The following is a 25,515-nucleotide window of genomic DNA, read 5'->3' on the forward strand; positions in this document are numbered from 1 at the left end:
GCGGAAACAAATTCCCCGGGCCGACGGCTTGAAGCCGGACAAGTTATCCACAAGTTACTGGCTATCCAAATCCTTCAAGAATCGCGGAGAAAAACATGGGAAAAATCATCGGCATCGACCTCGGCACCACGAACAGCTGCGTCGCCATCATGGAGGGCAATACCACCCGCGTGATCGAGAACAGCGAAGGTGCCCGCACCACCCCGTCCATCATCGCCTACCAGGAAGACGGCGAGATCCTCGTTGGCGCCTCGGCCAAGCGCCAGGCCGTGACGAACCCCAAGAACACCATCTACGCCGCCAAGCGCCTGATCGGCCGCAAGTTCGAGGAAAAAGAAGTCCAGAAGGACATCGACCTCATGCCCTACACGATCGCCAAGGCCGACAACGGCGACGCCTGGGTGGAAGTGCGCGGCAACAAGCTGGCCCCGCCGCAGATCAGCGCCGAAGTGCTGCGCAAGATGAAGAAGACTGCCGAGGACTACCTGGGCGAGCCCGTCACCGAGGCCGTGATCACGGTGCCGGCGTACTTCAACGACGCCCAGCGCCAGGCCACCAAGGACGCCGGCCGCATTGCGGGCCTGGACGTCAAGCGCATCATCAACGAGCCCACGGCCGCAGCCCTGGCCTTCGGCCTCGACAAGCAGGAAAAGGGCGACCGCAAGATCGCCGTCTATGACCTGGGCGGCGGCACGTTCGACGTCTCCATCATCGAGATCGCCGATGTCGATGGTGAGAAGCAGTTCGAAGTGCTGTCCACCAACGGCGACACCTTCCTGGGCGGCGAGGACTTCGACCAGCGCATCATCGACTACATCATTGCCGAGTTCAAGAAAGAGCAAGGCGTGGACCTGTCCAAGGACGTGCTGGCCCTGCAGCGCCTGAAGGAAGCCGCCGAGAAGGCCAAGATCGAGCTGTCCTCCTCCGCTGCGACCGACATCAACCTGCCCTACATCACGGCTGATGCATCGGGTCCGAAGCACCTGAACATCAAGCTGACCCGCGCCAAGCTGGAAAGCCTGGTGGAAGAGCTGATCGAGCGCACCATCGCCCCCTGCCGCACGGCCATCAAGGATGCCGGCATCAGCGTGTCCGACATCCACGACGTGATCCTGGTCGGCGGCATGAGCCGCATGCCCAAGGTGCAGGAGAAGGTCAAGGAATTCTTCGGCAAGGAGCCGCGCAAGGACGTGAACCCCGACGAGGCCGTGGCCGTCGGGGCCGCCATCCAGGGCCAGGTGCTCTCGGGCGACCGCAAGGACGTGCTGCTGCTGGACGTCACCCCGCTGTCGCTGGGCATCGAGACCCTGGGCGGCGTGATGACCAAGATGATCACGAAGAACACCACGATCCCGACGAAGTTCGCGCAGACCTTCTCCACGGCCGACGACAACCAGCCGGCGGTGACGATCAAGGTGTTCCAGGGCGAGCGCGAGATCGCCAGCGCCAACAAGCTGCTGGGCGAGTTCAACCTGGAAGGCATTCCGCCGGCCGGCCGCGGCGTGCCGCAGATCGAAGTGACCTTCGATATCGATGCCAACGGCATCCTGCACGTGAGCGCCAAGGACAAGGGCACGGGCAAGGAGAACAAGATCACGATCAAGGCAAACTCGGGCCTGTCCGAGGACGAGATCCAGAAGATGGTGAAGGACGCCGAGCTCAACGCCGCCGACGACAAGAAGAAGCTCGAGCTGGTGCAGGCCCGCAACCAGGGCGAGGCCGCGGTCCACAGCGTGACCAAGAGCCTGTCCGAACACGGCGACAAGCTCGAGGCCGGCGAGAAGGAAAAGATCGAGGCCGCGGTGAAGGACCTCGAGGCTGCTCTCAAGGGCGAGGACAAGGCCGCGATCGAGGAAAAGACGAATGCCCTGATGTCCGCGAGCCAGAAGCTCGGCGAGAAGATGTACGCCGATGCGCAGGCAGCCGCCGCCGCGGCGGGTGCCGGCGCGGAAGCCGGCCCGGCCGCAGGCCAGGCAGCATCTTCCGCAGGTGGCACGTCGTCCTCGGCACCGCACGACGACAACGTGGTGGACGCCGAAGTGAAGGAAGTCAAGAAGGGCTGACGACGCCGCGCGCACCCACCGGGCGCGTGCCTTCCCTAGCCGCCGCGCCGGGCCCTTTCCCCCAAGGGCCTGCGCGGCGTTCGTGTTCCCAAAGGACCCGGAAACACCATGTCCAAACGAGACTTTTACGAAGTCCTGGGCGTTCCGAAGAACGCCTCGGACGAAGAGATCAAGAAGGCCTATCGCAAGCTGGCGATGAAGCACCACCCCGACCGCAACCAGGGTGATGCCGCCAAGCCGGCCGAGGAGAAGTTCAAGGAGGCCAAGGAGGCCTACGAGATGCTCTCCGATCCGCAGAAGCGCGCGGCCTACGACCAGTTCGGGCACGCCGGCGTGGATCCCAACATGCGCGGCCCCGGCGGCGCGGGCGCGGAAGGCTTCGGCGGTTTCGCGGAAGCGTTCGGCGACATCTTCGGCGACATGTTCGGCGGCCGGCGGGGCGCCGGCGGCGGGCGGCAGGTCTATCGCGGCAACGACCTCAGCTACGCGATGGACATCACGCTGGAGGAAGCCGCCAAGGGCAAGGAAGCGCAGATCCGCATTCCCACCTGGGAGAACTGCGAGACCTGCCACGGCAGCGGCGCCAAGCCCGGCACCAGTGCCAAGACCTGCACGACCTGCTCCGGCACGGGTACGGTGCAGATGCGCCAGGGCTTCTTCAGCGTGCAGCAGACCTGCCCGCACTGCCGCGGCACGGGCAAGATCATTCCCGAGCCATGCGTTACCTGCCACGGCCAGGGCAAGGTCAAGAAGCAGAAGACGCTGGAAGTGAAGATTCCCGCCGGCATCGACGACGGCATGCGCATCCGCAGCGTCGGCAACGGCGAGCCGGGCACCAACGGCGGGCCTCCGGGCGACCTCTACATCGAGATCCGCCTGAAGAAGCACGAGATCTTCGAGCGCGACGGCGACGACCTGCACTGCCAGGTGCCTGTGAGCTTCATCACCGCAGCCCTGGGCGGCGAGATCGAAGTACCCACGCTGCAGGGCAAGGCGGCCATCGACATCCCGGAAGGCACCCAGGCCGGCAAGCAGTTCCGGCTGCGCGGCAAGGGGATCAAGGGCGTGCGCTCCAGCTACCCCGGCGACCTGTACTGCCACATCGTGGTCGAGACGCCGGTCAAGCTGACGGAACACCAGCGCAAGCTGCTGCGCGAGCTGGACGAATCCCTCAAGAAGGGGGGAGCGAAGCACTCGCCCAGCGGCGAGAGCTGGACCGACCGGCTGAAGAACCTCTTCACCTGATCGCTGCCCTATCCACTGCAGGCCGCCCCGCGCACCGCGCCGGGCGGCTTTTTTTGCGCCCCGGTGTCCCCCATCGCGATGTGCGACGTCGCGTTTCGCGATGACTGGGCACAAGCATCCAGAGGACAATCCCTTCAAGGCTTCTCTTTCGAAGAAGCCATATGCCCTACCCATGAAAAACCCCGACCGCCACTTCGCGCGCCGCATCGACCTGACCTCGCTGCAGCTGTTCGTGGCCGTCTGCGAACTGGGCAGCATCGGGCGGGCCGCAGAGCGCGAATTCATCGCCGCGTCCGCGGTCAGCAAGCGCCTCTCGGATCTCGAAGCGGCCGTGGGCTCCGCGCTGCTGTACCGGCACAGCCGGGGCGTGACACTGACGCCCGCCGGCGAAAGCCTGCTGCACCACGCGCGCACCGTGCTCTTCGGGCTGGAGCGCATGCAGGGCGAACTGAGCGAATACGCCGATGGCGTGCGCGGCCACGTGCGGGTGCACGCGAACATTTCCGCCATCGTGCAGTTCCTGCCCGAGGACCTCGGGGCCTTTGCCAGGGAGCATGCCCAGGTCAAGATCGATCTGCAGGAGCATCTGAGCCCCGACGTCCTGCATGCCGTGCGCGAAGGCGCGGCCGACCTGGGCCTGTGCCACACCGGCGACGGTTCCGAGCCGCAGGAACTGCAGAGCCGCCCCTACCGCAGCGACCGGCTGGCGCTCGTGGTGCCCGAGGGGCATCCGCTGGCCGGGCGGCCTGCGGTCCGGTTCGAGGATGTGCTCGACTGGGACATCGTCGGCCTGCAGGCCAACAGCAGCATCAGCCTGGCCATGCGCCGCGGCGCCGCGCGTGCCGGGCGCCCCCTGCGCCAGCGCATCCAGGTCACGGGCCTGGACGCCATGTGCCGAATGATCGACAACGGCCTGGGCATCGGGCTGCTTCCCGACCGGGCCTTCGCGCTGATGCGCGGCGTGGGACGGCTGCAGCCGGTCCTGCTGGACGAACCCTGGGCGGAGCGCTCGCTCCGTCTCGTCGCGCGCGACTTCGGCAGCCTGCCCGTGACGGCGCGGCTGCTGGCCGACCATCTGGCGCCGCCGGAACGCAGGACCTCTTCCTAGAATCCACCCATCCCCACCCTGAACCAGCCCACGAGAGAACACACCATGGGACGCACCCTCTACGACAAGATCTGGGACGAGCACGTCGTCCATACCGAAGATGACGGCACGGCCATCCTCTACATCGACCGCCACCTCGTGCACGAAGTGACCAGCCCGCAGGCGTTCGAGGGCATCCGCCAGGCCGGACGCAAAGTCTGGCGCGTCAGCTCCATCGTCGCCACGGCCGACCACAACACGCCCACCAACGGCTGGGAGCGCGGCTACGACGGCATCGAGGATCCGATCAGCAAGGAGCAGATCACCACGCTGGACAAGAACATCGCCGAAGTGGGCGCCGCCGCCTTCTTCCCGTTCATGAGCAAGCGGCAGGGCATCGTGCACGTCATCGGCCCCGAGAACGGTGCGACCCTGCCCGGCATGACCGTGGTCTGCGGCGACAGCCACACCAGCACGCACGGCGCGTTTGGCGCCCTGGCGCACGGCATCGGCACCAGCGAGGTCGAGCACGTCATGGCCACGCAGACCCTGCTGGCCAAGAAGGCGAAGAACATGCTGATCCGCGTGGAGGGCCAGGTCGCCCCCGGCGTGACGGCCAAGGACATCGTGCTGGCCATCATCGGCAGGATCGGCACGGCCGGCGGCACGGGCTACACCATCGAGTTCGCGGGCCCCGCCATCCGCGCACTCAGCATGGAAGGCCGCATGACCGTGTGCAACATGGCCATCGAGGCCGGCGCCCGTGCGGGCCTGGTGGCGGTGGACGACAAGACCATCGAGTACGTGAAGAACCGGCCGCTCTCCCCCACCGGCGTCGAATGGGACCAGGCCGTCGCCTACTGGAAGACGCTGCACTCGGATGCCGATGCGCACTTCGACACCGTGGTCACGCTCAACGGTGCCGACATCGTTCCGCAGGTCACCTGGGGCACCTCGCCCGAGATGGTGCTGGGCGTGGACGCCAGCGTGCCCGATCCCGACAGGGAAAAGGACCCGAACAAGCGCAGCGCCATGGAGCGCGCGCTGACCTACATGGCGCTGGAGCCCGGCAAGCCGCTGAACGACATCTTCGTGGACAAGGTGTTCATCGGCAGTTGCACCAACAGCCGCATCGAGGATATGCGCGAAGCCGCTGCCGTGGTGAAGAAGCTGGGCCGCAAGGTGGCAGGGAACATCAAGGTGGCCATGGTGGTGCCCGGCTCGGGCCTGGTGAAGGAGCAGGCCGAGCGCGAGGGCCTGGACCAGGTCTTCAAGGCCGCGGGCTTCGAGTGGCGTGAGCCTGGCTGCTCCATGTGCCTGGCCATGAACGCCGACCGCCTGGAGCCGGGCGAGCGCTGTGCCTCCACCAGCAACCGCAACTTCGAAGGCCGCCAGGGCGCGGGCGGGCGCACCCACCTGGTCAGCCCCGCCATGGCCGCCGCCGCCGCGGTGCACGGGCACTTCGTGGACATCCGCAGGTTCGCCTGACCATGAAAACCCTCACCGCCCTGTCCGCGCTGGCCCTGGGCCTGCTGCTGGCCGGCTGCAACACCGTCAAGGGCATGGGCCAGGACGTGCAGCGCGCCGGCAGCGCCATCGAGCGCGCCGCCAAGTAATCCGATCCGAACCGAAACGCAACGGACACCTGCCATGCAGAAATTCACCCTCCACAAAGGCCTCGTGGCCCCCATGGACCGCGAGAACGTCGATACCGACGCCATCATCCCCAAGCAGTTCCTGAAGTCGATCAAGAAGACCGGCTTCGGCCCCAACCTGTTCGATGAATGGCGCTACCTGGACCAGCCGGGCCAGCCCGGCGTTCCGGAATCGGCCCGCAAGCCCAATCCCGACTTCGTGCTGAACCAGCCGCGCTACGCGGGCGCTTCCATCTTGCTGGCCCGCAGGAACTTCGGCTGCGGATCGAGCCGCGAGCACGCCCCCTGGGCGCTGGACCAGTACGGCTTCCGCGCGATCATCGCGCCCAGCTTCGCCGACATCTTCTTCAACAACAGCTTCAAGAACGGCCTGCTGCCCATCGTGCTGCCCGAGGCCACGGTCTCCCGCCTGTTCGACGAGGTACATGCCTTCCCGGGCTACGAGCTGACCGTCGATCTGGAGCGCCAGGTCATCGTGCACAACCAGGGCGAGGAGATCCCGTTCGAGGTGAACGCCTTCCGCAAGTACTGCCTGCTCAACGGCTTCGACGACATCGGCCTCACGCTGCGCCAGGCCGACAAGATCCGCGCCTTCGAGGCGGAGCGGCTGGCCACCAAGCCCTGGCTCGCCCACACCATGCCGGCCTGATGCCCCGAGACCTTCTTCGCAACCGCACCCAAGAGAACTACCAATGAAAATCGCAGTACTGCCCGGCGACGGCATCGGCCCCGAAATCGTGGCCGAGGCCGTGAGGGTGCTCGAAATGCTCGACCTTCCCTTCGAGATGGAGTCCGCCCTGGTCGGCGGCGCCGCCTACGAGGCGCACGGCCACCCCCTGCCCGAGGCCACGCTCAAGCTGTCCCAGGAGGCCGACGCAGTGCTGTTCGGTGCCGTTGGCGACTGGAAGTACGACAAGCTCGACCGCCCGCTGCGCCCCGAGCAGGCCATCCTGGGCCTGCGCAAGAACCTGGGCCTGTTCGCCAACTTCCGCCCGGCCATCTGCTACGAACAGCTCACGCACGCTTCCAGCCTCAAGCCCGAACTCGTCGCGGGCCTGGACATCCTCATCATCCGCGAGCTGACGGGCGACATCTACTTCGGCCAGCCGCGCGGCCGCCGCACGGCCACCGACGGGCACTTCCCCGGCGCCGAGGAGGCCTTCGACACCATGCGCTACAGCCGTCCGGAGGTCGAGCGCATCGCGCACGTCGCCTTCCAGGCCGCGCGCAGGCGCAGCAGGAAGGTCACGAGCGTGGACAAGGCCAACGTGCTGGAGACCTTCCAGTTCTGGAAGGACGTGGTCACCGACGTGCACAAGGAATACCCCGACGTGGAGCTGGAGCACATGTACGTGGACAACGCCGCCATGCAACTGGTGAAGAAGCCCAAGGCCTTCGACGTGGTGGTGACGGGCAACATGTTCGGCGACATCCTCTCGGACGAGGCCTCCATGCTCACCGGCTCCATCGGCATGCTGCCCTCGGCCAGCCTGAACAGCAGGAACCAGGGCCTGTACGAGCCCAGCCACGGCAGCGCGCCCGACATCGCCGGCCAGGGCGTAGCCAACCCGCTGGCCACCATCCTGTCGGCGGCCATGATGCTGCGCTTCAGCCTGAACCAGGAAGCCGCCGCCCAGCGCATCGAGGCCGCCGTGCAGAAGGTGCTGGCCCAGGGTCTGCGCACGCCCGACATCTGGAGCGAAGGCACGACCAAGGTCGGCACGGCGCAGATGGGCGATGCGGTGGTGAAGGCCCTGGCGCGCTGATACCCGCCTTTTCCCCTTTCGACCAGGCGGCCCCCAGGGCCGCTTTTTTCGTCTGCAGCCCCGCGCATCATGGGTCCGGATGCGCGGTCGGGCGGTTCGGCGGCCTGGACATCGCCTTCAATAACGCCGGCACGCTCGGGCCCCTCTACCCCACGATCGACATCCATCCGGACGACTGGCGCCGCACGCTGGACACCAATCTCGGCAGCGCATTCCTCGGCGCGCGGCAGCAGATCCCGGCCACAGGCCCTGGCAGCCGAATACGGCGCCGAAGGAATACGCGTGAATGCGCTGCTGCCCGGCGGCACCGATACGCCCATGGCACGCGAGATGAACGGCAGCCCCGAGGCCCTGGCCCAGGTGGCCCCGCTGCACGCCCTGCGGCGGCTGGCACGCCCCGAGGAAATCGCGCAGGCGGCGCTCTACCTGGCTTCGGACGCATCGTCTTTCGTCACAGGCACCGCGATGCTGGTGGACGGGGGCGTACCGTCCTGCGCGGGTGAAAGCGCTGCCACGTGTGGTGCGGCCGCGACGCGGACGGGGTGCCGCTGCCTGCATGCGTATCTCCGCGTACGCCGTGTGTCCGGGTATCCGCTAAAATCGCCGCTCATGTTTGCCGCCCGCCCGTTCGCCCCGAACACCGCCTCTGCCGCCCTGGCAGGCGTGGCCACGCGCGCAATCACCACCAAAACCACGACCACCATTAAGGGCTGATCCAGCCTGGTTCGTCGTGCGCCCTTCCTGGCCCTGACGAGCCAGGCGAGCAGTCCCGGTCGGGCACTGTTTTCTTAAACCGAAAGGGCGTTGAAATGAGCAAGTTGGTAGGGTTGGTCGGCTGGCGCGGCATGGTCGGCTCGGTCCTGATGGAACGCATGGCGGCCGAGGGCGATTTCGGCCTCATCGAGCCGCTGTTCTTCTCCACCTCGAACGCGGGCGGCAAGGCACCCGCCGAGGCGAAGAACGAAACCACGCTGCAGGATGCATTCGACATCAACGCCCTCAAGCGCTGCGACATCATCCTCACCGCCCAGGGCGGCGACTACACTACGGAAGTCTTCCCCAAGCTGCGCGAAGCAGGCTGGAAGGGCCACTGGATCGACGCGGCCTCCACGCTGCGGATGAAGGACGACGCCGTGATCGTGCTCGATCCGGTCAACATGCCCGTCATCAAGGATTCGCTCGCCAGGGGCGGCAACAACTGGATCGGCGGCAACTGCACGGTCAGCTGCATGCTCATGGGCGTGGGTGCGCTGTACAAGGCCGGCCTCGTCGAATGGATGAGCACGCAGACCTACCAGGCGGCCAGCGGCGGCGGCGCGCAGCACATGCGCGAACTGCTCACGCAGTACGGCACGTTGAATGCCGAAGTGCGCTCGCTGCTGGACGATCCGAAGAGCGCCATCCTGGAGATCGACCGCAAGGTCATCGCCAGGCAGCGCAGCCTCTCCGAGGCCGAGACGGCCAACTTCGGCGTGCCGCTGGGCGGCAGCCTGATTCCCTGGATCGACAAGGACCTGGGCAATGGCATGTCGAAGGAAGAGTGGAAGGGCATGGCCGAGACCAACAAGATCCTCGGCCAGGGCGAAGGCTTCGGCACCCAGGCCGTGCCGGTGGATGGCTTCTGCGTGCGCGTGGGTGCCATGCGCTGCCACAGCCAGGCCCTGACGTTCAAGCTGAAGAAGCACGTGCCCGTGGCAGACATCGAGGCCATGATCGCCGCCGACAACGAGTGGGTGAAGGTGGTGCCGAACACGCGCGAAGCCACGCTCCGCGACCTGACGCCCGTCGCCGTGACCGGCACCATGACCATCCCGGTCGGCCGCATCCGCCAGCTCGCCATGGGCCCGGACTATATCGGCGCCTTCACCATCGGCGACCAGTTGCTGTGGGGCGCCGCCGAGCCGCTGCGCCGCATGCTGCGCATCCTGCTGGACGCCTGAACGCGGCCTGCTCCGGCCTGAACGCGGCCTGCTCCGGTATGGCCGGGCGTAACCGGGATACCAGACTCATGCACGCTTTGTTACGAGTCGTTGTCCTACGACAACATGCAAAAAAGGCCTCTCGTGCCCCACCCGTGGAGGTGGTCGCGCGGGGCCCGGCACCTCGCTTGTCACTGCAAAACATTGATGCTATGGTGCTTTTTACATATTTTCACGCGTGAGCGCGGAACCGGGTGCGCCCCGCTTCCGCGCTTTTCGCGGAGGCTCAAAACTTGATCGGCTGATGGCACACATGCATCGTTGGAAACTATCTGCTCTGGCCGCGGCGGCCCTCGTCTCGACCGGCTTCTACACCTCCGATGCCAGTGCCCTCTCCCTCGGGCGCCTGTCGGTCCAGTCGGCCCTGGGCGAGCCGCTGCGGGCCGAGATCGACCTGCCCCAGATCACGGCCGCGGAAGCGGAATCCCTGCGCGCCGCACCAGCCTCCCCGCAGGCCTATCGCGCACAGGGTCTGGAGGTCTCCCCCACCCTCAACGACCTGCAGGTACGGCTGCAACGCAAGGCCGACGGGTCCATGGTCCTGCGCCTGACGACCAGCCGCCCCGTCAACGACCCCTTCGTGGACCTGGTGCTGGATACCAGCTGGAACGCGGGCCAGCTCGTGCGCAGCTACACCCTGCTGCTCGACCCGCCTGCCAGCCGCCGCGAGACTCCGGCCCCCACCGCCACCGCCCAGGCGGGTGCGGCCCCCTCGCCCGTGCCGCAGTCCCCGCCCCGCACGGCAGCGCCCGCGCAGCAGGCGCGCGCCGAAGCGCCAGCCCAGCCTCCCGCCGCAGTGCCGGCGCCGGCCTCTCCGCCAGCGGCCCGCCCGCAACGCCCTGCCGCCGCGCCGGCGCCAGCCCCTGCCGCACCCTCGGGAACCCCCGAAAGCGTGGTGGTGCGCCCCGGCGACACGGCCGGCCGGCTGGCCGGCACCTACCGGCCTGCCGGCGTTTCCCTGGACCAGATGCTGGTGGCCATGATGCGCGCCAACCCGGACGCCTTCATCCGCGGCAACGTGAACCGCATGAAGTCCGGCGCCGTGCTGGATATCCCGAGCGAGGCGCAGGCCCGCGCCACCCCGCCCGCGGAGGCGCGGCAGATCATCGCCGCGCAGAGCCGCGACTTCAACGAATTCCGCCGCCGGCTCGCGGGCGCAGCCCCTTCCGCCGAGGTGGCTGCGGCCGAGCGCTCGGCCAGCGGCCGCGTGCAGACGCAGGTCGAGGACCGCAAGGCCGCCACCGCAGCGCCTGACAAGCTCACGCTCTCCAAGGGCGCCATGCGCGGCCAGCGCGCTGCGGAAGAGCAGCTGGCGCGCGACAAGCAGGCCGGGGCAGACTCCGCCCGCATGGCCGAGCTGTCCAAGAACATCTCGGAGCTGAACAAGCTGGGGGCCGCGTCCGCCCCGGCGGGCGCACCCGCGCCGGCCGCCTCAGCCGCACAACCCGGCCGCATCGCCGTTCCGGTCGGTGCTCCCCCGGCCTCGGCTCCCGCACCTGCGGCATCCACGCCCGCTCCCTCGCCGGTCCCTGCGCCAGCGCCGGCGGCCAGCGCTCCCTCCGCTGCGCCGGCTGCGGCCTCGGCAACGGCATCTGCGCCAGCGCCGTCTCCGACACAGGAAACGGCAGCCTCTGCACCAGCGGCGGCCAGCGCCCCTGCGTCCGGAGCCTCTGCCGCGGCAGCGCCGGCTCCGGCCGTGCGCCCGCAAACGCCTCCCCCGGCCGCGCCGCCGGAAGAGCCTGGATTCCTGGACTCCCTGCTGGAGAACCCGATGCTGCCGCTGGCCGGAGGCGGCCTGCTGGCACTGCTGCTGGGCTACGGCGTGTATCGGACGGTGCAGAACCGGCGCAACCGCCACGCGGTGGACAGTTCCTTCCTCGAAAGCAAGCTGCAGCCAGACTCCTTCTTCGGCGCGAGCGGCGGGCAGCGGGTGGATACCGCCAGCAGCCAGCTCACGACGGGCGCGTCGTCCATGGCGTACTCGCCCAGCCAGCTCGACGCGGGCGGCGACGTGGATCCCGTGGCCGAGGCCGACGTCTATCTGGCCTACGGCCGTGACCTGCAGGCGGAAGAGATCCTCAAGGAGGCCCTGCGCCACAGCCCCGACCGTACCGCGGTGCATGTGAAACTGGCCGAGATCTACGCCAAGCGGCAGGACCGCAAGGCGCTCGACGCCGTGGCCCAGGACGTGTTCCGTCTGACCGACGGGCACGGCGTGGACTGGAACCGCGTCGCGGACCTCGGCCGCAGCATCGATCCGGAAAATCCGCTGTACCAGCCGGGAGGCCACCCCCCGGTGCTGGGCGACGACGCCGCGCGCCACCTGCCCGCCGAAGGATTCCAGAGCACCCTGACCGACGGCCGCACGGCCGCCGGCATCGCGGCCGTCGGAGCGGCAGCCGGGGCAGCGGCAGCCACCGCAGCAGCGATGCCGCCCGACCTCGACCTGGACCTGGATCTCGACCTACCGGACGATGCGCTGACCGAGGCACCTGCCCTGCCTCCCGCGGCGCCCGGCGCCTTCGCAGCGGCGACGGCTGCGGCCGCGACGGCATCTCCGGCCAGCGCCGCACCGGCACCCGCAGAGGCCGTGGAGCCCGTACTCGAGTTCGACCCGTCGCCCACCACGCCGCTTCCGATGGCCGGCAGCGCTGCCCCACAGGCCACCCCCGCCCCGGAGCTGGACTTTCCCGATGACCTGTCGCTGGCGGACTCGGCCCACGCTTCGCTGGAGCCGGGAGCCGCACCCGCTTCGGCCCCCGTTCCCCTCGAGTTCGATCTGGGCGACCTGTCGCTGGACCTGGATGCGCCCACCGCCGGCCGTGCCGAGCCGTCCACCGCTGGAGCGGAACCCACCCCCGCCGCCACGGAGCCTGGCGAGGCAACCGGCGACGCAGCCGGGCTGCCGGACGATCCGCTGGCCACCAAGCTGGCGCTGGCCGAAGAGTTCAACGCCATCGGGGACGCGGAAGGCGCGCGCACGCTGGTGGAGGAAGTCATCGCGGAATCCTCGGGCGCACTCAAGGCCCGGGCACAGCGCCTGCTGGCCGAACTGGGCTGATGGCCGGACAGTCCGCGACCGGGCGGGCCCGGCGTACGGGCGGACGGCCATGAGGGTGGCGCTGGGCGTCAGCTACAACGGCTCGGCCTACCGCGGCTGGCAGAGCCAGCCCGGGGGAGTGACCGTGCAGGACCGGCTGGAGGCGGCCCTCGCGCGCTTCGCCACGCACGAGGTCTCCACGATCTGCGCCGGGCGCACGGATGCGGGAGTGCACGGCCTCATGCAGGTGGTGCATTTCGATACGCCGCTGGAGCGCACGCCGTTCTCCTGGGTGCGCGGCACCAACACGTTCCTGCCTCCGGACATCGCCGTGCAGTGGGCCCGCCCCGTGCCGGAGGCATTCCATTCGCGCGCCAGCGCCATGGCCCGCCGGTATGCCTACGTGCTGCTGCAATCGCCAGTGCGCCCGAGCGTGGAGTCGGGACGGGTGGGCTGGGTCTTCCACGCCCTGGACGTGAACGCCATGCGCGCGGCGGCACGGCATCTGCTCGGCGAGCACGACTTCACCTCCTTCCGTGCCTCCGCATGCCAGGCGAGGTCACCCGTCAAGACACTGCGCCGCATCGAGATCACGCAACGCGGCACGGGTGGGATGCCGGCGGGCCAGCCCTCGGGCGACCGCAGCGACGTACCCACCTGCTACTGGCGGTTCGAGTTCGAGGGCAATGCCTTCCTGCACCATATGGTGCGCAACATCATGGGGTGCCTCGTGGCGGTCGGCCAGGGGCAGCACCCGGCGGACTGGATGCACGCCGTGCTGCAGGCGCGCTCGCGGGACGCGGCGGCGCCCACCTTCTCCCCGGACGGCCTGTACTTTCTCGGTCCGCTCTACGATCCGGTCTGGGGACTGCCCGATCGCACCGCTGCGTATGATTGGCTGGCCTGACGGCAGGCCCCGCGGCTGAGCCGTTGCATTGCCCGGTGCCCGGCGGACCCTGTACGCGCCTGCGGCAGCCCATCCGCATACCTTCATGTCTTCGCCCATGCCTTCATCCGCCCCTGACACGCCCCTGCCGGACAGCCGGCGCGGCGATGCCCCGGCCCCCCGCACGCGCATCAAGATCTGCGGCATCACCCGCGAGCAGGACCTGGACGCGGCCGTCCAGGCCGGCACCGATGCGGTGGGGTTCGTGCTGTACCCGAAGAGCCCCCGCGCGGTCACCGTGCAGCGGGCCGCCGCGCTCGCGCGCCGCCTGCCCCCCTTTGTCACGCCCGTGCTCCTGTTCGTGAATGCCGAAGCCGCGGAGGTGGCGGCCGCCTGCGACGAGATCCCGGGCGCCACCCTGCAGTTCCACGGTGACGAAAGCCCCGAGGCCTGCCAGGCAGCGGCTGGCGGGGGTCGGCCCTTCGTGCGCGCGGCCCGCATTCCCCTGGACGCTCACGCCCCGGCGTTCGACCTCGTACAATTCGCCGAGCAATACTCACGCGCCCAGGCCATCCTGCTCGACGCCCACGTCGACGGCTATGGCGGCGGCGGCAAGGCATTCAATTGGTCACTCCTTCCACCAAGCGTCGGCTCTCACCTCGTTTTGTCTGGTGGACTCACGCCTGCAAACGTGACCGATGGCATCTTGCAGGTGCGGCCGCGCGGCCTTTCGCTCGCGGTTGACGTCAGTTCCGGCGTGGAAGCCGAAGGCCCCGACGGCCGTCCGCTGCGGGGCATCAAGGACGCCGGCAAGATCCAACGCTTCATCGCCGCCGTGCGCGCGGCCGATGGGCATTTTGCGAAGAACGATTGATGCTTTCCTACCAACAGCCCGATGCTTCGGGCCACTTCGGCCGCTATGGCGGCAGTTTCGCGAGCGAGACGCTCACGCATGCCCTCACCGAATTGCGCGAGGCCTATGCGCGCTACCAGAACGACCCGGAGTTCCTGAAGGAATTCCACGGCGAACTCGCGCACTTCGTGGGCCGGCCGTCGCCCGTCTACCATGCAGCGCGCATGAGCCGCGAAATGGGTGGCGCGCAGATCTTCCTGAAACGGGAAGACCTCAACCACACGGGCGCGCACAAGATCAACAATGTGATCGGCCAGGCCATGCTGGCCCGCCGCATGGGCAAGCCGCGCGTGATCGCCGAGACCGGCGCAGGCCAGCACGGCGTGGCCACGGCCACCATCTGCGCCCGCTACGGCCTGGAGTGCGTGGTGTACATGGGTGCCGAGGACGTGAAGCGCCAGAGCCCGAACGTGTACCGCATGAAGCTGCTGGGCGCCACCGTGGTGCCCGTGGAGTCGGGCAGCCGCACGCTCAAGGACGCGCTCAACGAGGCCATGCGCGACTGGGTGGCGAACGTGGACAATACCTTCTACATCATCGGCACGGTGGCGGGCCCGCACCCCTACCCGATGATGGTGCGCGACTTCCAGAGCGTGATTGGCACCGAATGCCTCGCGCAGATGCCTGAAATGCTGGCAGAGCAGCGCATCGGCGCCGAGCACCCGGACGCGGTGATCGCCTGCGTGGGCGGCGGCAGCAATGCCATGGGCATCTTCCATCCCTACATCCCGCACGAGAGGACGCGCCTCATCGGCGTGGAAGCTGCCGGCGAGGGGCTGGACAGCGGCAAGCATTCGGCATCGCTGCAGCGCGGCAGCGCGGGCGTGCTGCACGGCAACCGTACGTTCATCCTGCAGGACGAGAACGGCCAGATCACCGAGACCCACAGCATCAGCGCCGGCCTGGACTACCCCGGCGTCGGGCCCGAGCATGCCTGGCTGCAGGAGATCGGCCGCGCCGAGTACGTGGGCATCACCGACAAGGAAGCGCTCGACGCCTTCCACTACCTCTGCCGCACCGAGGGCATCATCCCGGCGCTGGAGTCCAGCCATGCCGTGGCCTACGCCATGCAGCTCGCCAGCACCCTGCGCACTGACCAGTCCATCCTCGTGAACCTCTCGGGCCGGGGCGACAAGGACATCGGCACCGTGGCGGATCTCTCGGGCGTGGATTTCTACGACCGCCCGTCCATGCGGGGCCATGCCGTCAAGGGAGGGCCGGCAGCATGAGCGCCGACGTGACGACTTCCCCCACTGCGCCCAGGGCAGCCACCGAGCCCGCCCAGGGACGCATCGGGGCGACGTTTGCCGACCTGCAGGCCCGCGGCCGCAAGGCACTCATTCCCTACGTGACCGCCGGCTTCCCGTTCGCTGACATCACGCCTGCGCTGATGCACGGCATGGTGGAGGCCGGCGCCGACGTGATCGAACTCGGCGTGCCGTTCTCCGACCCCATGGCCGACGGCCCGGTGATCCAGAAGGCCGGGGAAAAGGCACTTTCGCTGGGCGTGGGCATGGCCCAGGTGCTGGGATATGTGCGCGAATTCCGCCAGCGCAACGCGAAGACCCCGGTAGTGCTCATGGGCTACGCCAATCCGGTGGAGCGCTACGACCAGCGCCACGGCGAGGACGCCTTCGTGCGCGACGCCGCCGAGGCCGGCGTGGACGGCGTGCTGATCGTGGACTACCCTCCCGAGGAATGCGAGGACTTCGCGGCCCGGCTGCGTGCGCATGGCATGGACCTGATCTTCCTGCTGGCCCCCACCAGCACCGAAGATCGCATGCAGCAGGTGGCCCGCGTCGCGAGCGGCTATGTGTACTACGTCTCGCTCAAGGGCGTGACCGGTTCCGGGGCGCTCGATACCTCGGCCGTGGAAGCCATGCTGCCGGTGATCCGCCGCCATGTGCACATCCCCGTCGGCGTGGGCTTCGGCATCCGCGACGCGGCCACCGCGCAGGCCATCGGCCGCGTCGCGGATGCCGTGGTGATCGGCAGCCGCATCATCCAGTTGCTGGACGACCAGCCCCACGAGCGGGTCGTGCCCCTGGCCATCGACTTCCTGCGAGGGGTGCGCAAGGCGCTCGACACGTAGAATTAGAGACCATCCCCCTGAGCGGCTTTGCCGCTTCCCCCTTCTCTCGCGCTTCGCGCGGGAAGGGGGACGACGCCTACGGCCCGGCGGAGCCGGTTCCGTGGCGTCCGCTGGGCTGGGCCGCGCCGGTTTTGAAGGTTGTGGCGCTGCGGTCTGCCATTCATTTTGAGGAATACACCCATGTCCTGGCTCGAAAAACTTCTGCCCTCCAAGATCCAGCAGTCCGACCCGACGGAGCGCCGCCAGGTGCCCGAGGGGCTGTGGATCAAGTGCCCGAGCTGCGAGACGGTGCTCTACAAGACCGACCTGGAGCACAACCAGAACGTCTGCCCGCATTGCAGCCACCACCACCGCATCAATGCCCGCCCGCGCCTCGACGCCTTCCTGGACGCGGAAGGCCGCTACGAGATCGGCCAGGAAGTGCTGCCGGTGGACGCGCTCAAGTTCAAGGACAGCCGCAAGTACACCGAGCGCCTGAAGGAAGCGCTGGAGAACACCGGCGAGACCGACGCGCTGATCGTGATGGGCGGCTCGGTCAAGAGCATCAACGTCGTCGCTGCCTGTTTCGAGTTCGACTTCATGGGCGGCTCCATGGGCAGCGTGGTGGGCGAGCGCTTCGTGCGTGGCGTGGAAACCGCCATCGAGCAGAAGGTGCCGTTCATCTGCTTCACCGCCACCGGCGGCGCCCGCATGCAGGAGGGCCTGCTGTCGCTCATGCAGATGGCCAAGACGAACGCTGCGCTCACACGGCTTGCCAAGAAGGGCCTGCCGTACATCAGCGTCCTCACCGACCCGACCATGGGCGGCGTTTCCGCGGGCTTCGCTTTCGTGGGCGACATCGTGATCGCCGAGCCCAAGGCACTCATCGGTTTCGCAGGCCCCCGCGTGATCGAATCCACGGTGCGCGTGACGCTGCCGGAGGGCTTCCAGCGGGCCGAGTTCCTGCAGACCAAGGGCGCAGTGGATTTCATCTGCGATCGCCGCGAACTGCGCAACACCGTCGCCAAGAGCCTGGCCATGCTCCAGCGCCTGCCGGCCGACTCGGTCGCCTGAGCCACTGCCAGCAAGAAAAAGCCGCCGCCCCTCACGGGGGTATGGCGGCTTTTTTACGCCCTACCGCATCACGGCACCCTGCAGGTGACCCAGCACGATCATTACCACCTGCAGCAGCACGATGGCCACGAGGGGGGAAAGATCCACTCCGCCCAGCAGGGGAATCACGCGGCGCAGGGGACGCAGGATGGGGTCGCATAGGCGCCCGATGACATCCGCGATCGGCGAACGCGTCTGCACCCACGACAGTATCGCGCCGACGATGAGCAGCCCCATCATCCCGGAGACCGCCGCCCGCGCCAGTCCGAACAGGGCCATCCAGGGCAGCCAGGCCAGGCCCAGCAGGCCGCCCAGCAGCAGCCACAGCAGCAGGTACTGCGCCAGCTGGATCAGCAGCCCCGCCACGAAGCTGGACCAGTCCCAGCGGCCCGTGGGGGGAATGATGCGGCGCAGCGGCATCACCAGCCAGTCGCTGAGGGCGAAGACCAGTCTGCCGACCGGGTTGGAGAAGGGAACGCGCTGCGCCTGCATGTACAGGCGCAGCAGGCAGGCGCCGGTGAGCAGGCCGCCGATCACGTCCAGCAGGAAAGAAGCAATCTGGAAGAGCATGGGACCTCGTCGTAGGCAGGCCCGTCGCGGGCCCGTTCGCCGTGGGATGATAGCGGGCCGTACAGGCCCCGCCCATGACCTTCGCCCCACCTCCCCACGAGCCTGCGCCCCCGGCGCCGCTCACGCTCAGTTCGCTGCCGCTGTTCCCCCTGGGCACGGTGCTGTTCCCGGGCGGCCTGCTGGCCCTGCGGGTGTTCGAAGTGCGCTACCTGGACATGGTGCGCAAGTGCCGCCAGGCCGGTGCACCGTTCGGCGTGGTGGCCCTCACGGACGGCCATGAGGTGCGCCATGCCGGCGCGGCGCCCGAGAAATTCCACGACGTGGGCACGCTCGCGACCATTTCGGAACTCGACGATTCCCACCCCGGTCTCATCGCCCTGCGGGCCCAGGGGGCGGATCGCTTCCGCATCGTGCGACGCCAGCTGTTGCCGCACGGCCTCTGGATCGCCGACATCGAGCAACTGCCGCCGGACGTGGCCGTGCCCGTGCCGCCGGACCTGCGCAAGGCCGCGGCGGCCCTGGAACAGGTGCTGGCGCGCCTGCGCGACCGCAGTCCCGACGACGCCAGCCTGCCCCTGCCCAGTGCCGCCCAGCTGGACGACTGCGGCTGGGTGGCGAACCGCTGGTGCGAACTGCTGCCGGTGCCCATCGACCTGAAACAGCAGCTCATGCAGCTCGACAGCCCGCTGCTGCGGCTGGAGCTCGTGGACGACGTGCTGGACCGCACCGGCATTGCGCCATGAGCAGCCTCCGCGCCATTCGGACCGCGCCCGGTGTGTTTGCGCCGTGAAAGTCCTGCAGGTCATCACCAAAGGCGAAACAGGGGGAGCACAGAGCCACGTGCGCACGTTGTGCGCCGCTCTCGGCAGGCAGGGTGTGGCCGTGCAGGCCGCCATTGGCGGAGCCGGCCCGACCTCCCCGCTGGGCAGGGATCTGGAAGCCCTGGGCCTGCATGTGCATGGCATTCCCTTGCTGGACAACGGTTTGCGGCCGTTACGCTTCCTGCAGGCCACGCGCGATCTGCTCCGCATCGTACGAACGGAGTCCCCGGACCTGCTGCACGCCCACAGCGCCATGGCCGGCGTGGCGGCCCGTCTGGCGGGAGCGTTGTCGGGTGTTCCCGTGGTCTATACCGTGCATGGTTTCGCATTCAAGGCCGGCAACTCCTGGCCGCGCCGGACGGTGGCCTGGACCACCGAGGCACTGCTGGCCCCGCTGACCCGTCGCATGGTGTGCGTCTCGGAGCACGAACGCGCACTGGCGGGCAGCCTGCCCTTGCCGCGCAGGCGCCTGCACACTGTCGTGAATGGCGTGGACGACATCGCCGCGCCCTCCGATGCCATGGCCTGGAAGCGTGAAAGCACTGCGATCGCGATGGTTGCCCGCATGGCCCCGCCGAAGCGGCACGACCTGCTGCTGCAGGCCCTGGCCAGACTGAGGGACACGGCCGGACGGGACTGCTCCGTCAGCCTCCTGGGAGACGGCCCCGAGCGGCCGGCCCACGAAGCGCTGGCAGCCCGGCTGGGCCTGCAGTCGTCGGTCCATTTCACGGGGGACGTGGCCGACGTACCCGCCCGGCTCGCACGCCACGGCATCTTCGTGCTCATGTCGGACCATGAAGGACTGCCCATTTCGCTCATCGAGGCAATGCGTGCAGGCATGGCGATCGTGGCCAGCGACCTGCCTGGCGTGCGCGAACTGCTGCCCGGCCCCGAGCACGCACTGCTCGTGCCCGCGGACCCGGAAGCGCTCGCTGCGGCACTGCGACAATTGGCAGAGTCCCCCGTGTTGCGCGCCCGGCTCGGGGCTGCCGCCCGGCAACGCTACGAAAGGCACTACACCGCCGAGCGCATGGGCTCTGCAGTGCGCGGCATCTATGCCGCTGCCCTCCGGCATTCCCGCTCCTCAATTGCATGAACAGCATTCCCCAACGCGAACTCGGCTCCTCCACGGCGCACCGGCAAGGCGCCGTGCTGCGCTGGTCGCTGGCGGGGACGGTGACATTGCTCGCGGCCTACCTCATCGGGCTGGAGCTGCAGCGCCGCGGTTGGGTGACCTACCAGTTCCCCGCGACCGTCCTGTGGTGCGCCATCCCCTACGCCATCGCGGCCTACTGGCTGTACAGCGGTGCGCACCTGCCGCGCTTCGAAGGCAGAAGCTTTCTTTTCGTGGCGACCGCCGTGCCGTACCTGACGGCCCCGCTCGGTTTCGCACTGCTGCAGCGCCCCTATTCACGGGGGGCCGTGTTGCTGTCGTACCTGCTGTCGCTGGCGTGGTTCCTGATCGGCCACTGGCGCGACCTGAACCGGCACGGACTGTGCCTGACCTATCTGGACGATACCGTCCCGCGGCGCCTGCAGGCGCTCCTGGGTGCAGGCGCGGACGAGGCACGCAGAAAGGACATCACGCTCGTGCCCTGGCCGGAGCATGGCCTGGATGATGCCGCCGCTTCGGGCTGGGCCGGCGTGGTGCTGGACCGGCATGCCCCTTCCCATGCGGCGCGCGACCGGAGGATCAGCGGATTGCGGCTGCAGCACGTGCGCCTCTACAGCGTCGAAGCAGTGGCCGCACTGCTGAGTGGCCGCATGGTGCTTCCCGACAACCACGCGCAGGATCTGTGGGCGCTGGACGGCAATCCGGCCTACGACACGGTCAAGCGCATGGTGGACCTGGCCGCCACCCTGGCGACGCTGCCGCTTTGGCTTCCCCTGTGCCTGGTCGCCGGCCTGGCGGTGAAACTGGACTCTCCCGGCCCCATGCTCTTCTCACAACTGCGCGTGGGCCGCAACGGGCGCGAGTTCTGCATCTGGAAGCTGCGCAGCATGCGCCATGCGCCCTCAGAGCAAGGCGCACGCTTCGCGCAGCCCAACGACGACCGCATCACGCCGGTGGGCCGCTTCATACGACGCACCCGCCTCGACGAACTTCCACAGTTGTGGAATGTCCTGCGGGGCGACATGGGCCTGATCGGACCACGGCCCGAACAGGCGGAATTCGTGCGCAGCTTCGCGGAACGCATTCCCGCCTATCCCTACCGCCACCTGGTGCGCCCCGGCCTGACCGGCTGGGCGCAGGTACAGCAGGGCTACGCGGACAGCGAGGAACAGACCGCCGTCAAGCTCAGCTACGACCTCTACTACGTCGCGCACTATTCCGTGGCACTGGATCTGCTGATCGCCTGGAAGACGCTGCGCATCGTGGCCAGCGGATTCGGTTCCCGGTAGCAGCATGGCGTCAGGACATCCCCACCCGCGCGCGCGCGACCAGCACGTCCGCCCCCAGCGGCCGCCGGCGCACGAGGCCCCGGAGCAGACGCCCCTTGAGGCTGCCTGCCGGGCTGACCATGCAGCCGCGCAACTCCTCGACACGCAGGCCGGCATCGGCCAGCACCTTGCACAGGGTGTAGGGCGAGAACCAGGCCCGGTGATCGGTATTGACGCGCTCGACGCCGCACAGCATGTTCACCGCGTTGCGCAGCGCGAGTCCGTTCGGCACAGACACCACGAAATCTGCGGCGGGAAAGATCTGCGCGAGCCGCGCCATGAACGCCGCAGGATCTCCCAAATGTTCCAGTACGTCGGGAACCATGACGATTTCCACACCGAGTCCCCGCAGGAAGACTTCGGAATCCGCGGCGTGGATATCCAGCGCATGCACGTGCTGGAATCCGAGCTGCCGGGCAGCCTCCACCGCCTGCTGGTTGATGTCGATGCCATGGCATTGCCGCGCGCTGCGGCTCAGGCGCGCATGCAGCCAGCCGCCATCGGCCACCCGTGCGGCGATCAGCGGCTGGTGGTCGGCAAACCCCACGTGCAGCACCGATCGCCCCGTGCACCATTGTTCGAGCAGGTCGCCGCGCGCCAATGGAGCAAAGGCCATCCGGGGCTGGTAGCGATAGTCGTCATCGAAGTCCTCGCCCGATAAGTATCTGGAGATTGCATCCATGTCCCGATTATCCCCAGGCACTGGCACACCTCCGCGTATCTGCCTGCTGCACGATGCACCGGGAGCCGGAGGCGTGGCAACGGTCACACGGACGCTGGTGGACGGACTGCGCGAAGCAGGCTGGCCGGTGGACATCCAGCATGCCGCGCCGCAGAGGGGGCCGGCCCTGCTCGCAGCGGCCCGGCGCAGCGACGTGCTGCTCGCCGCGCACAATTTCCGGCCTGCCTACGCAGCCTGGGCCCTGGGCCTCGCGACGCGCAGGCGCTCCGTGGTGTGGGTGCACGGACCGGTGGATACGGTGCTGGAACAGGCCCGCGCCGGCGCCGGAAAACAGGCGTGGCTGCGCTGGCTCTACGGGCGCGTCTCGCATTGCGTGTTCGTCTCCGGGTCATCGCAAGCGGCGTTCCTGCGGTTCATGCGGGGCGGCGGCCGGAAGTCGCCCGCATTGCGCGTCGTGCGCAATCCCGCCCCGCCGTCGTCCGCCCGTGCACGACAGGCAATGGAGATGAACAGGCCGGGCCCGGTGCGCATGGGTTACATGGGACGCCTGTCCGTCGAGAAAAACCCGCTGCTGCTCGTGGAGACCCTGCGCAGGCTTCCGCCCGAATTCCATCTCTCCCTGGCAGGGGACGGGCCGCTGCGCGGCACGCTGGAAGCTGCATCGCAGGATCTCCAGCAGGCAGGACGGCTGCGATTCCTGGGGCATATCCAAGACAGCGCAGGGTTCTGCCGCGGGCAGGATCTGACCCTGCTCACATCGCGCTATGAAGGCTGCCCCATGGCCGCCCTGGAATCGCTGTCGGTGGGTGTGCCCTGCGTCGGCGTGCCCATACCGGCCCTGCAGGAGATGCTGCACGATGTTGCGCCTTACCTGCTCGCGCAGGAAAACTCTGCGCAGGCGATGGCCGATGCCGTGCTCGCAACGCTGCGCATGCCAGCCGGGCTCGTGCAGGCGGATTTGCACCGCGTTCTGGAGCGGTACCGGCGTGCGGACTTCCTCGCAGGCTGGCAATCGGTGCTTCGGGAGGCAGCGGGGCGATGCTGATCCACTTCATACACTCCGGGCAAGCCTACCTGCCGGAACTGGCAGCCTACTCCGCGTTCCTGCGGCAATCCGGTCACCAGGCCGTGCTGCACAGCCATCCGGGCACGGTGCCCGGCGATGCCGAGGTACTGTGGTGGATCTGCGGACTCGTGCCCCCGGCAAGTGCCCGGCGCCACCCCGGTGCGTTCCAGGTGCATGAGTACGCGTCGGCCTCGGTGCCGCCCTGCGCCTGGCTCAAGGACAGGATCAAGTCCTGGCGGCAGCCCACTCCGGATTACCGGATCTTCCAGAATGCCTGGGTGCGCCGACGGCTCGGGTTCAGCGACGGAATTCCGTTCGAATACCGCGACATGGGCGTTCCAGAAGCCTTCCTGCCGCGCTCGGGCACACAGCGCAGCGCACGTTTCGATTTCGCCTACCTCGGAGACATGCACCGGCTGCGCGGTTTCGCGCCGCTGCTGCAAGCCCTGGCACCGGCCGGACGCACGCTGCTGCTCATAGGGGAGCCGCCCGATGACCTGCGGGCCGCACTGGGCCGCCTGCCCAACGTGTCGATGGCGGGACGCGTGCCGCAGGGCGACGTCCCGGCCCTGCTCGCGCAGGCTCGCTACGGCCTGAACCTGGTGCCGGTACGCCCCCCCTACGACCGGCAGACCTCCACCAAGCTGCTCGAATACTGCGCAGTCGGGCTGCCCGCCATCTCCACCGACTACCGCTGGGTGCGGGAGTTCGAGCGCACGGCGGGCGCACGGTTCATCTACCTTCCCGCCCACGCGACGGTGGCGCGTTACGCGGACCTGCTGGGGCCCGGCCTCAACGGGCAGCCCTGCACCGTTCCGCCGATGGAAGCGCATACCTGGAATGCGCTGCTGTCCCGCATGCACATATGGCGCCGGTGGCAGGAGCGTGCATGAAACTGCTCGGCACCACGACGCATATCGCGGCCGCAAGCGCCGTCTCGCTGGGAGCCCAGGGGCTCTTCGGCCTGCTCATGCTGCGGCTTTTCCAGCCCCAGGAGGTAGGACGTTTCACGGTGGTGAGCCAGATCGGCTTCTTCTGGATGACGCTGGCGCTCGCCCAGAGCCAGTTGCGCTTCCTGGCCAACATCCACCACCCTCCTGGCCTGGCACTGCGGCAAGCAATGCGCGCCAGCTTGTTGCGCTGGACCTTTCTGCTTCCGATAGCGGCAGCGGCCGTGTGGATTGCGGACCTGGGCCGCCCCGGCGCATGCCTGGCCTGGGCCGCCCTCCTGGCACTGCTGCAGCTCGGCTGGTACATGGCACAGCCATGGGCCCTGCGCACGGCATCCGCGCAGTCGGCCGCGCTGGCCCGGTCGGTCCCGCCGCTCGCCGCGCTCGCGGCGGCCGGCAGTGCAGGAATGCTCCTGCCGGGCACCGGTGCCACGGTGCTCTTCGCAGCGGCGGCGGGCAGCTACGCGATCGGCGCGCTCTGGCTGCTGCGCCCCGCGCGCGATGCACGCACACCGCCGGAGGACGACCATCACACGCCAGGAGAAGCGCGCCCGTTGCAGCAGGACGACCGGGGTCCGCTCCTGCGCATCGCACACACCGCAGCCGATGCCGCGGCAGGCATGGCGGTTCTCGTCATGTGGCAGCGGTTCCATGGGGCCGCGGAGGCGAGCTATCTGGCCGTGCTGCTGCGGCTGCTGGGGCTGCTGCCTGCCGTGGTGCACGCCGCCTGGCCCCAGGTGCTGCTTTCACAGGGGCGCGAACATTCCGCGCTGTCGCGGCGGATCGGCCTGTCGGGCGCGGCCTGCACCCTGCTGGCGGGCCTGGCCGCTGCCTGGGCGCTCCATGCACGGTGGATTCCGTCCGCCTGGCAAGGCCTGGAGGGCTATCTGGCACCGCTCGTGATCTGGCAGGGATGCGCCTGCCTTTTCGCCGCGTACGGCCATTTGCCGTTCCAGCGCGGCCTGGCGCGTCCCTTCTCAAGGGCCGCCATCGGGTTCAACGGACTGCAAATTGCCATCCTGTGTCTTCCGCTCGCATGGCCCGGCATCGATCCCGTGGTGCACATGTGGACCCTGGCGGGAACATCTGCAGCCATTCTGCTGGTCATGGTGCGCTGGCTGACGGGCAAAAAACTAAAATAGCCCGTTCCAGCCAGTCCACTAGCC

At 68.5% G+C, this 25,515-nt stretch carries 22 protein-coding genes and 1 pseudogene; 21 read left to right on the forward strand and 2 right to left on the reverse strand.

Features of this window, described 5'->3' with window-relative positions:
* The first annotated feature begins 95 nt into the window (after positions 1-95).
* The 15 genes and pseudogenes from dnaK (at position 96) to accD (ending at position 17,779) form a co-directional block, all read left to right on the forward strand.
* Complete coding sequence (dnaK, locus tag BLR05_RS00865) at positions 96-2,063, forward strand: molecular chaperone DnaK (RefSeq protein ID WP_092831812.1); 1,968 nt, start codon at positions 96-98, stop codon at positions 2,061-2,063.
* Between the two features lie 108 nt (positions 2,064-2,171).
* Positions 2,172-3,308 (forward strand): molecular chaperone DnaJ, encoded by a 1,137-nt coding sequence (gene dnaJ / locus BLR05_RS00870; protein WP_013593699.1) that lies wholly within the window; start codon positions 2,172-2,174, stop codon positions 3,306-3,308.
* Between the two features lie 172 nt (positions 3,309-3,480).
* The gene (locus BLR05_RS00875) at positions 3,481-4,416 is read left to right on the forward strand and encodes a LysR family transcriptional regulator (protein ID WP_092831813.1); all 936 of its coding nucleotides are present in this window, start codon (positions 3,481-3,483) and stop codon (positions 4,414-4,416) included.
* A gap of 45 nt (positions 4,417-4,461) precedes the next feature.
* Positions 4,462-5,883 (forward strand): 3-isopropylmalate dehydratase large subunit, encoded by a 1,422-nt coding sequence (leuC, locus tag BLR05_RS00880; RefSeq protein ID WP_092831814.1) that lies wholly within the window; start codon positions 4,462-4,464, stop codon positions 5,881-5,883.
* Positions 5,884-5,885: 2 nt separating this feature from the next.
* Positions 5,886-6,011, forward strand: coding sequence for an entericidin A/B family lipoprotein (locus BLR05_RS00885; RefSeq protein ID WP_092831815.1), 126 nt, complete (start codon positions 5,886-5,888; stop codon positions 6,009-6,011).
* Between the two features lie 34 nt (positions 6,012-6,045).
* Positions 6,046-6,699 (forward strand): 3-isopropylmalate dehydratase small subunit, encoded by a 654-nt coding sequence (gene leuD, locus BLR05_RS00890; protein WP_092831816.1) that lies wholly within the window; start codon positions 6,046-6,048, stop codon positions 6,697-6,699.
* A 43-nt stretch (positions 6,700-6,742) separates the two neighbouring features.
* Entirely contained in the window at positions 6,743-7,816 is a 1,074-nt protein-coding gene (gene leuB, locus BLR05_RS00895) for a 3-isopropylmalate dehydrogenase (protein ID WP_092831817.1), read from the forward strand.
* Between the two features lie 83 nt (positions 7,817-7,899).
* Positions 7,900-8,302: pseudogene (locus BLR05_RS00900) on the forward strand (SDR family oxidoreductase); the annotation flags it as partial.
* Positions 8,303-8,625: 323 nt separating this feature from the next.
* Positions 8,626-9,756, forward strand: coding sequence for an aspartate-semialdehyde dehydrogenase (gene asd, locus BLR05_RS00905; RefSeq protein ID WP_092831818.1), 1,131 nt, complete (start codon positions 8,626-8,628; stop codon positions 9,754-9,756).
* Positions 9,757-10,048: 292 nt separating this feature from the next.
* Complete coding sequence (locus BLR05_RS00910; protein WP_167361169.1) at positions 10,049-12,856, forward strand: motility hub landmark protein FimV; 2,808 nt, start codon at positions 10,049-10,051, stop codon at positions 12,854-12,856.
* 49 nt (positions 12,857-12,905) lie between these two features.
* Complete coding sequence (gene truA, locus BLR05_RS00915; RefSeq protein ID WP_092831820.1) at positions 12,906-13,742, forward strand: tRNA pseudouridine(38-40) synthase TruA; 837 nt, start codon at positions 12,906-12,908, stop codon at positions 13,740-13,742.
* A gap of 97 nt (positions 13,743-13,839) precedes the next feature.
* Positions 13,840-14,595 (forward strand): phosphoribosylanthranilate isomerase, encoded by a 756-nt coding sequence (locus BLR05_RS00920; protein WP_092831821.1) that lies wholly within the window; start codon positions 13,840-13,842, stop codon positions 14,593-14,595.
* Positions 14,595-15,863: a tryptophan synthase subunit beta gene (gene trpB, locus BLR05_RS00925; protein ID WP_092831822.1), complete on the forward strand. Its 1,269-nt coding sequence runs from the start codon at positions 14,595-14,597 to the stop codon at positions 15,861-15,863. Before BLR05_RS00920 ends, trpB begins: the two co-directional genes overlap by 1 nt.
* Complete coding sequence (gene trpA, locus BLR05_RS00930; protein ID WP_244160023.1) at positions 15,860-16,726, forward strand: tryptophan synthase subunit alpha; 867 nt, start codon at positions 15,860-15,862, stop codon at positions 16,724-16,726. Before trpB ends, trpA begins: the two co-directional genes overlap by 4 nt.
* 180 nt (positions 16,727-16,906) lie before the next feature.
* A complete protein-coding gene (accD, locus tag BLR05_RS00935; RefSeq protein ID WP_092831823.1) occupies positions 16,907-17,779 on the forward strand; it encodes an acetyl-CoA carboxylase, carboxyltransferase subunit beta in 873 nt (290 codons plus the stop codon).
* 60 nt (positions 17,780-17,839) lie between these two features.
* Here the strand turns inward: accD and BLR05_RS00940 are convergent, their stop codons facing one another.
* Positions 17,840-18,388, reverse strand: coding sequence for a YggT family protein (locus tag BLR05_RS00940; protein WP_092831824.1), 549 nt, complete (start codon positions 18,386-18,388; stop codon positions 17,840-17,842).
* A gap of 74 nt (positions 18,389-18,462) precedes the next feature.
* Between BLR05_RS00940 and BLR05_RS00945 the strand changes: the two genes are divergently transcribed.
* The 3 genes from BLR05_RS00945 to BLR05_RS00955 are packed head-to-tail and all read left to right on the forward strand — an operon-like array spanning position 18,463 to position 21,612.
* Positions 18,463-19,131 carry an LON peptidase substrate-binding domain-containing protein gene (locus BLR05_RS00945; RefSeq protein ID WP_092831825.1) on the forward strand — a complete coding sequence of 223 codons (669 nt, stop codon included), beginning with the start codon at positions 18,463-18,465 and terminating at the stop codon, positions 19,129-19,131.
* A gap of 43 nt (positions 19,132-19,174) precedes the next feature.
* Positions 19,175-20,305 carry a glycosyltransferase gene (locus BLR05_RS00950; protein WP_092831826.1) on the forward strand — a complete coding sequence of 377 codons (1,131 nt, stop codon included), beginning with the start codon at positions 19,175-19,177 and terminating at the stop codon, positions 20,303-20,305.
* Entirely contained in the window at positions 20,302-21,612 is a 1,311-nt protein-coding gene (locus BLR05_RS00955; RefSeq protein WP_092831827.1) for a sugar transferase, read from the forward strand. The genes BLR05_RS00950 and BLR05_RS00955 overlap by 4 nt, the downstream gene beginning before the upstream one ends.
* Positions 21,613-21,622: 10 nt before the next feature.
* Here BLR05_RS00955 and BLR05_RS00960 read toward each other — a convergent pair whose 3' ends face one another.
* Positions 21,623-22,333, reverse strand: a complete 711-nt coding sequence (locus BLR05_RS00960) for a class I SAM-dependent methyltransferase (protein ID WP_092831828.1) — start codon at positions 22,331-22,333, stop codon at positions 21,623-21,625.
* A gap of 193 nt (positions 22,334-22,526) precedes the next feature.
* Between BLR05_RS00960 and BLR05_RS00965 the strand changes: the two genes are divergently transcribed.
* Genes BLR05_RS00965 through BLR05_RS00975 form a run of 3 tightly spaced genes read left to right on the forward strand, consistent with a single transcriptional unit; the run spans position 22,527 to position 25,491 of the window.
* Positions 22,527-23,378 carry a glycosyltransferase gene (locus BLR05_RS00965; RefSeq protein ID WP_225979163.1) on the forward strand — a complete coding sequence of 284 codons (852 nt, stop codon included), beginning with the start codon at positions 22,527-22,529 and terminating at the stop codon, positions 23,376-23,378.
* Positions 23,372-24,292: a glycosyltransferase gene (locus BLR05_RS00970; protein ID WP_092831830.1), complete on the forward strand. Its 921-nt coding sequence runs from the start codon at positions 23,372-23,374 to the stop codon at positions 24,290-24,292. The genes BLR05_RS00965 and BLR05_RS00970 overlap by 7 nt, the downstream gene beginning before the upstream one ends.
* On the forward strand, positions 24,289-25,491 hold the full coding sequence (locus BLR05_RS00975; protein ID WP_092831831.1) for a hypothetical protein: 1,203 nt from the start codon (positions 24,289-24,291) through the stop codon (positions 25,489-25,491). The genes BLR05_RS00970 and BLR05_RS00975 overlap by 4 nt, the downstream gene beginning before the upstream one ends.
* Positions 25,492-25,515: the final 24 nt, after the last annotated feature.

This window comes from Paracidovorax cattleyae (assembly GCF_900104515.1).
GTDB lineage: Bacteria > Pseudomonadota > Gammaproteobacteria > Burkholderiales > Burkholderiaceae_C > Paracidovorax > Paracidovorax cattleyae.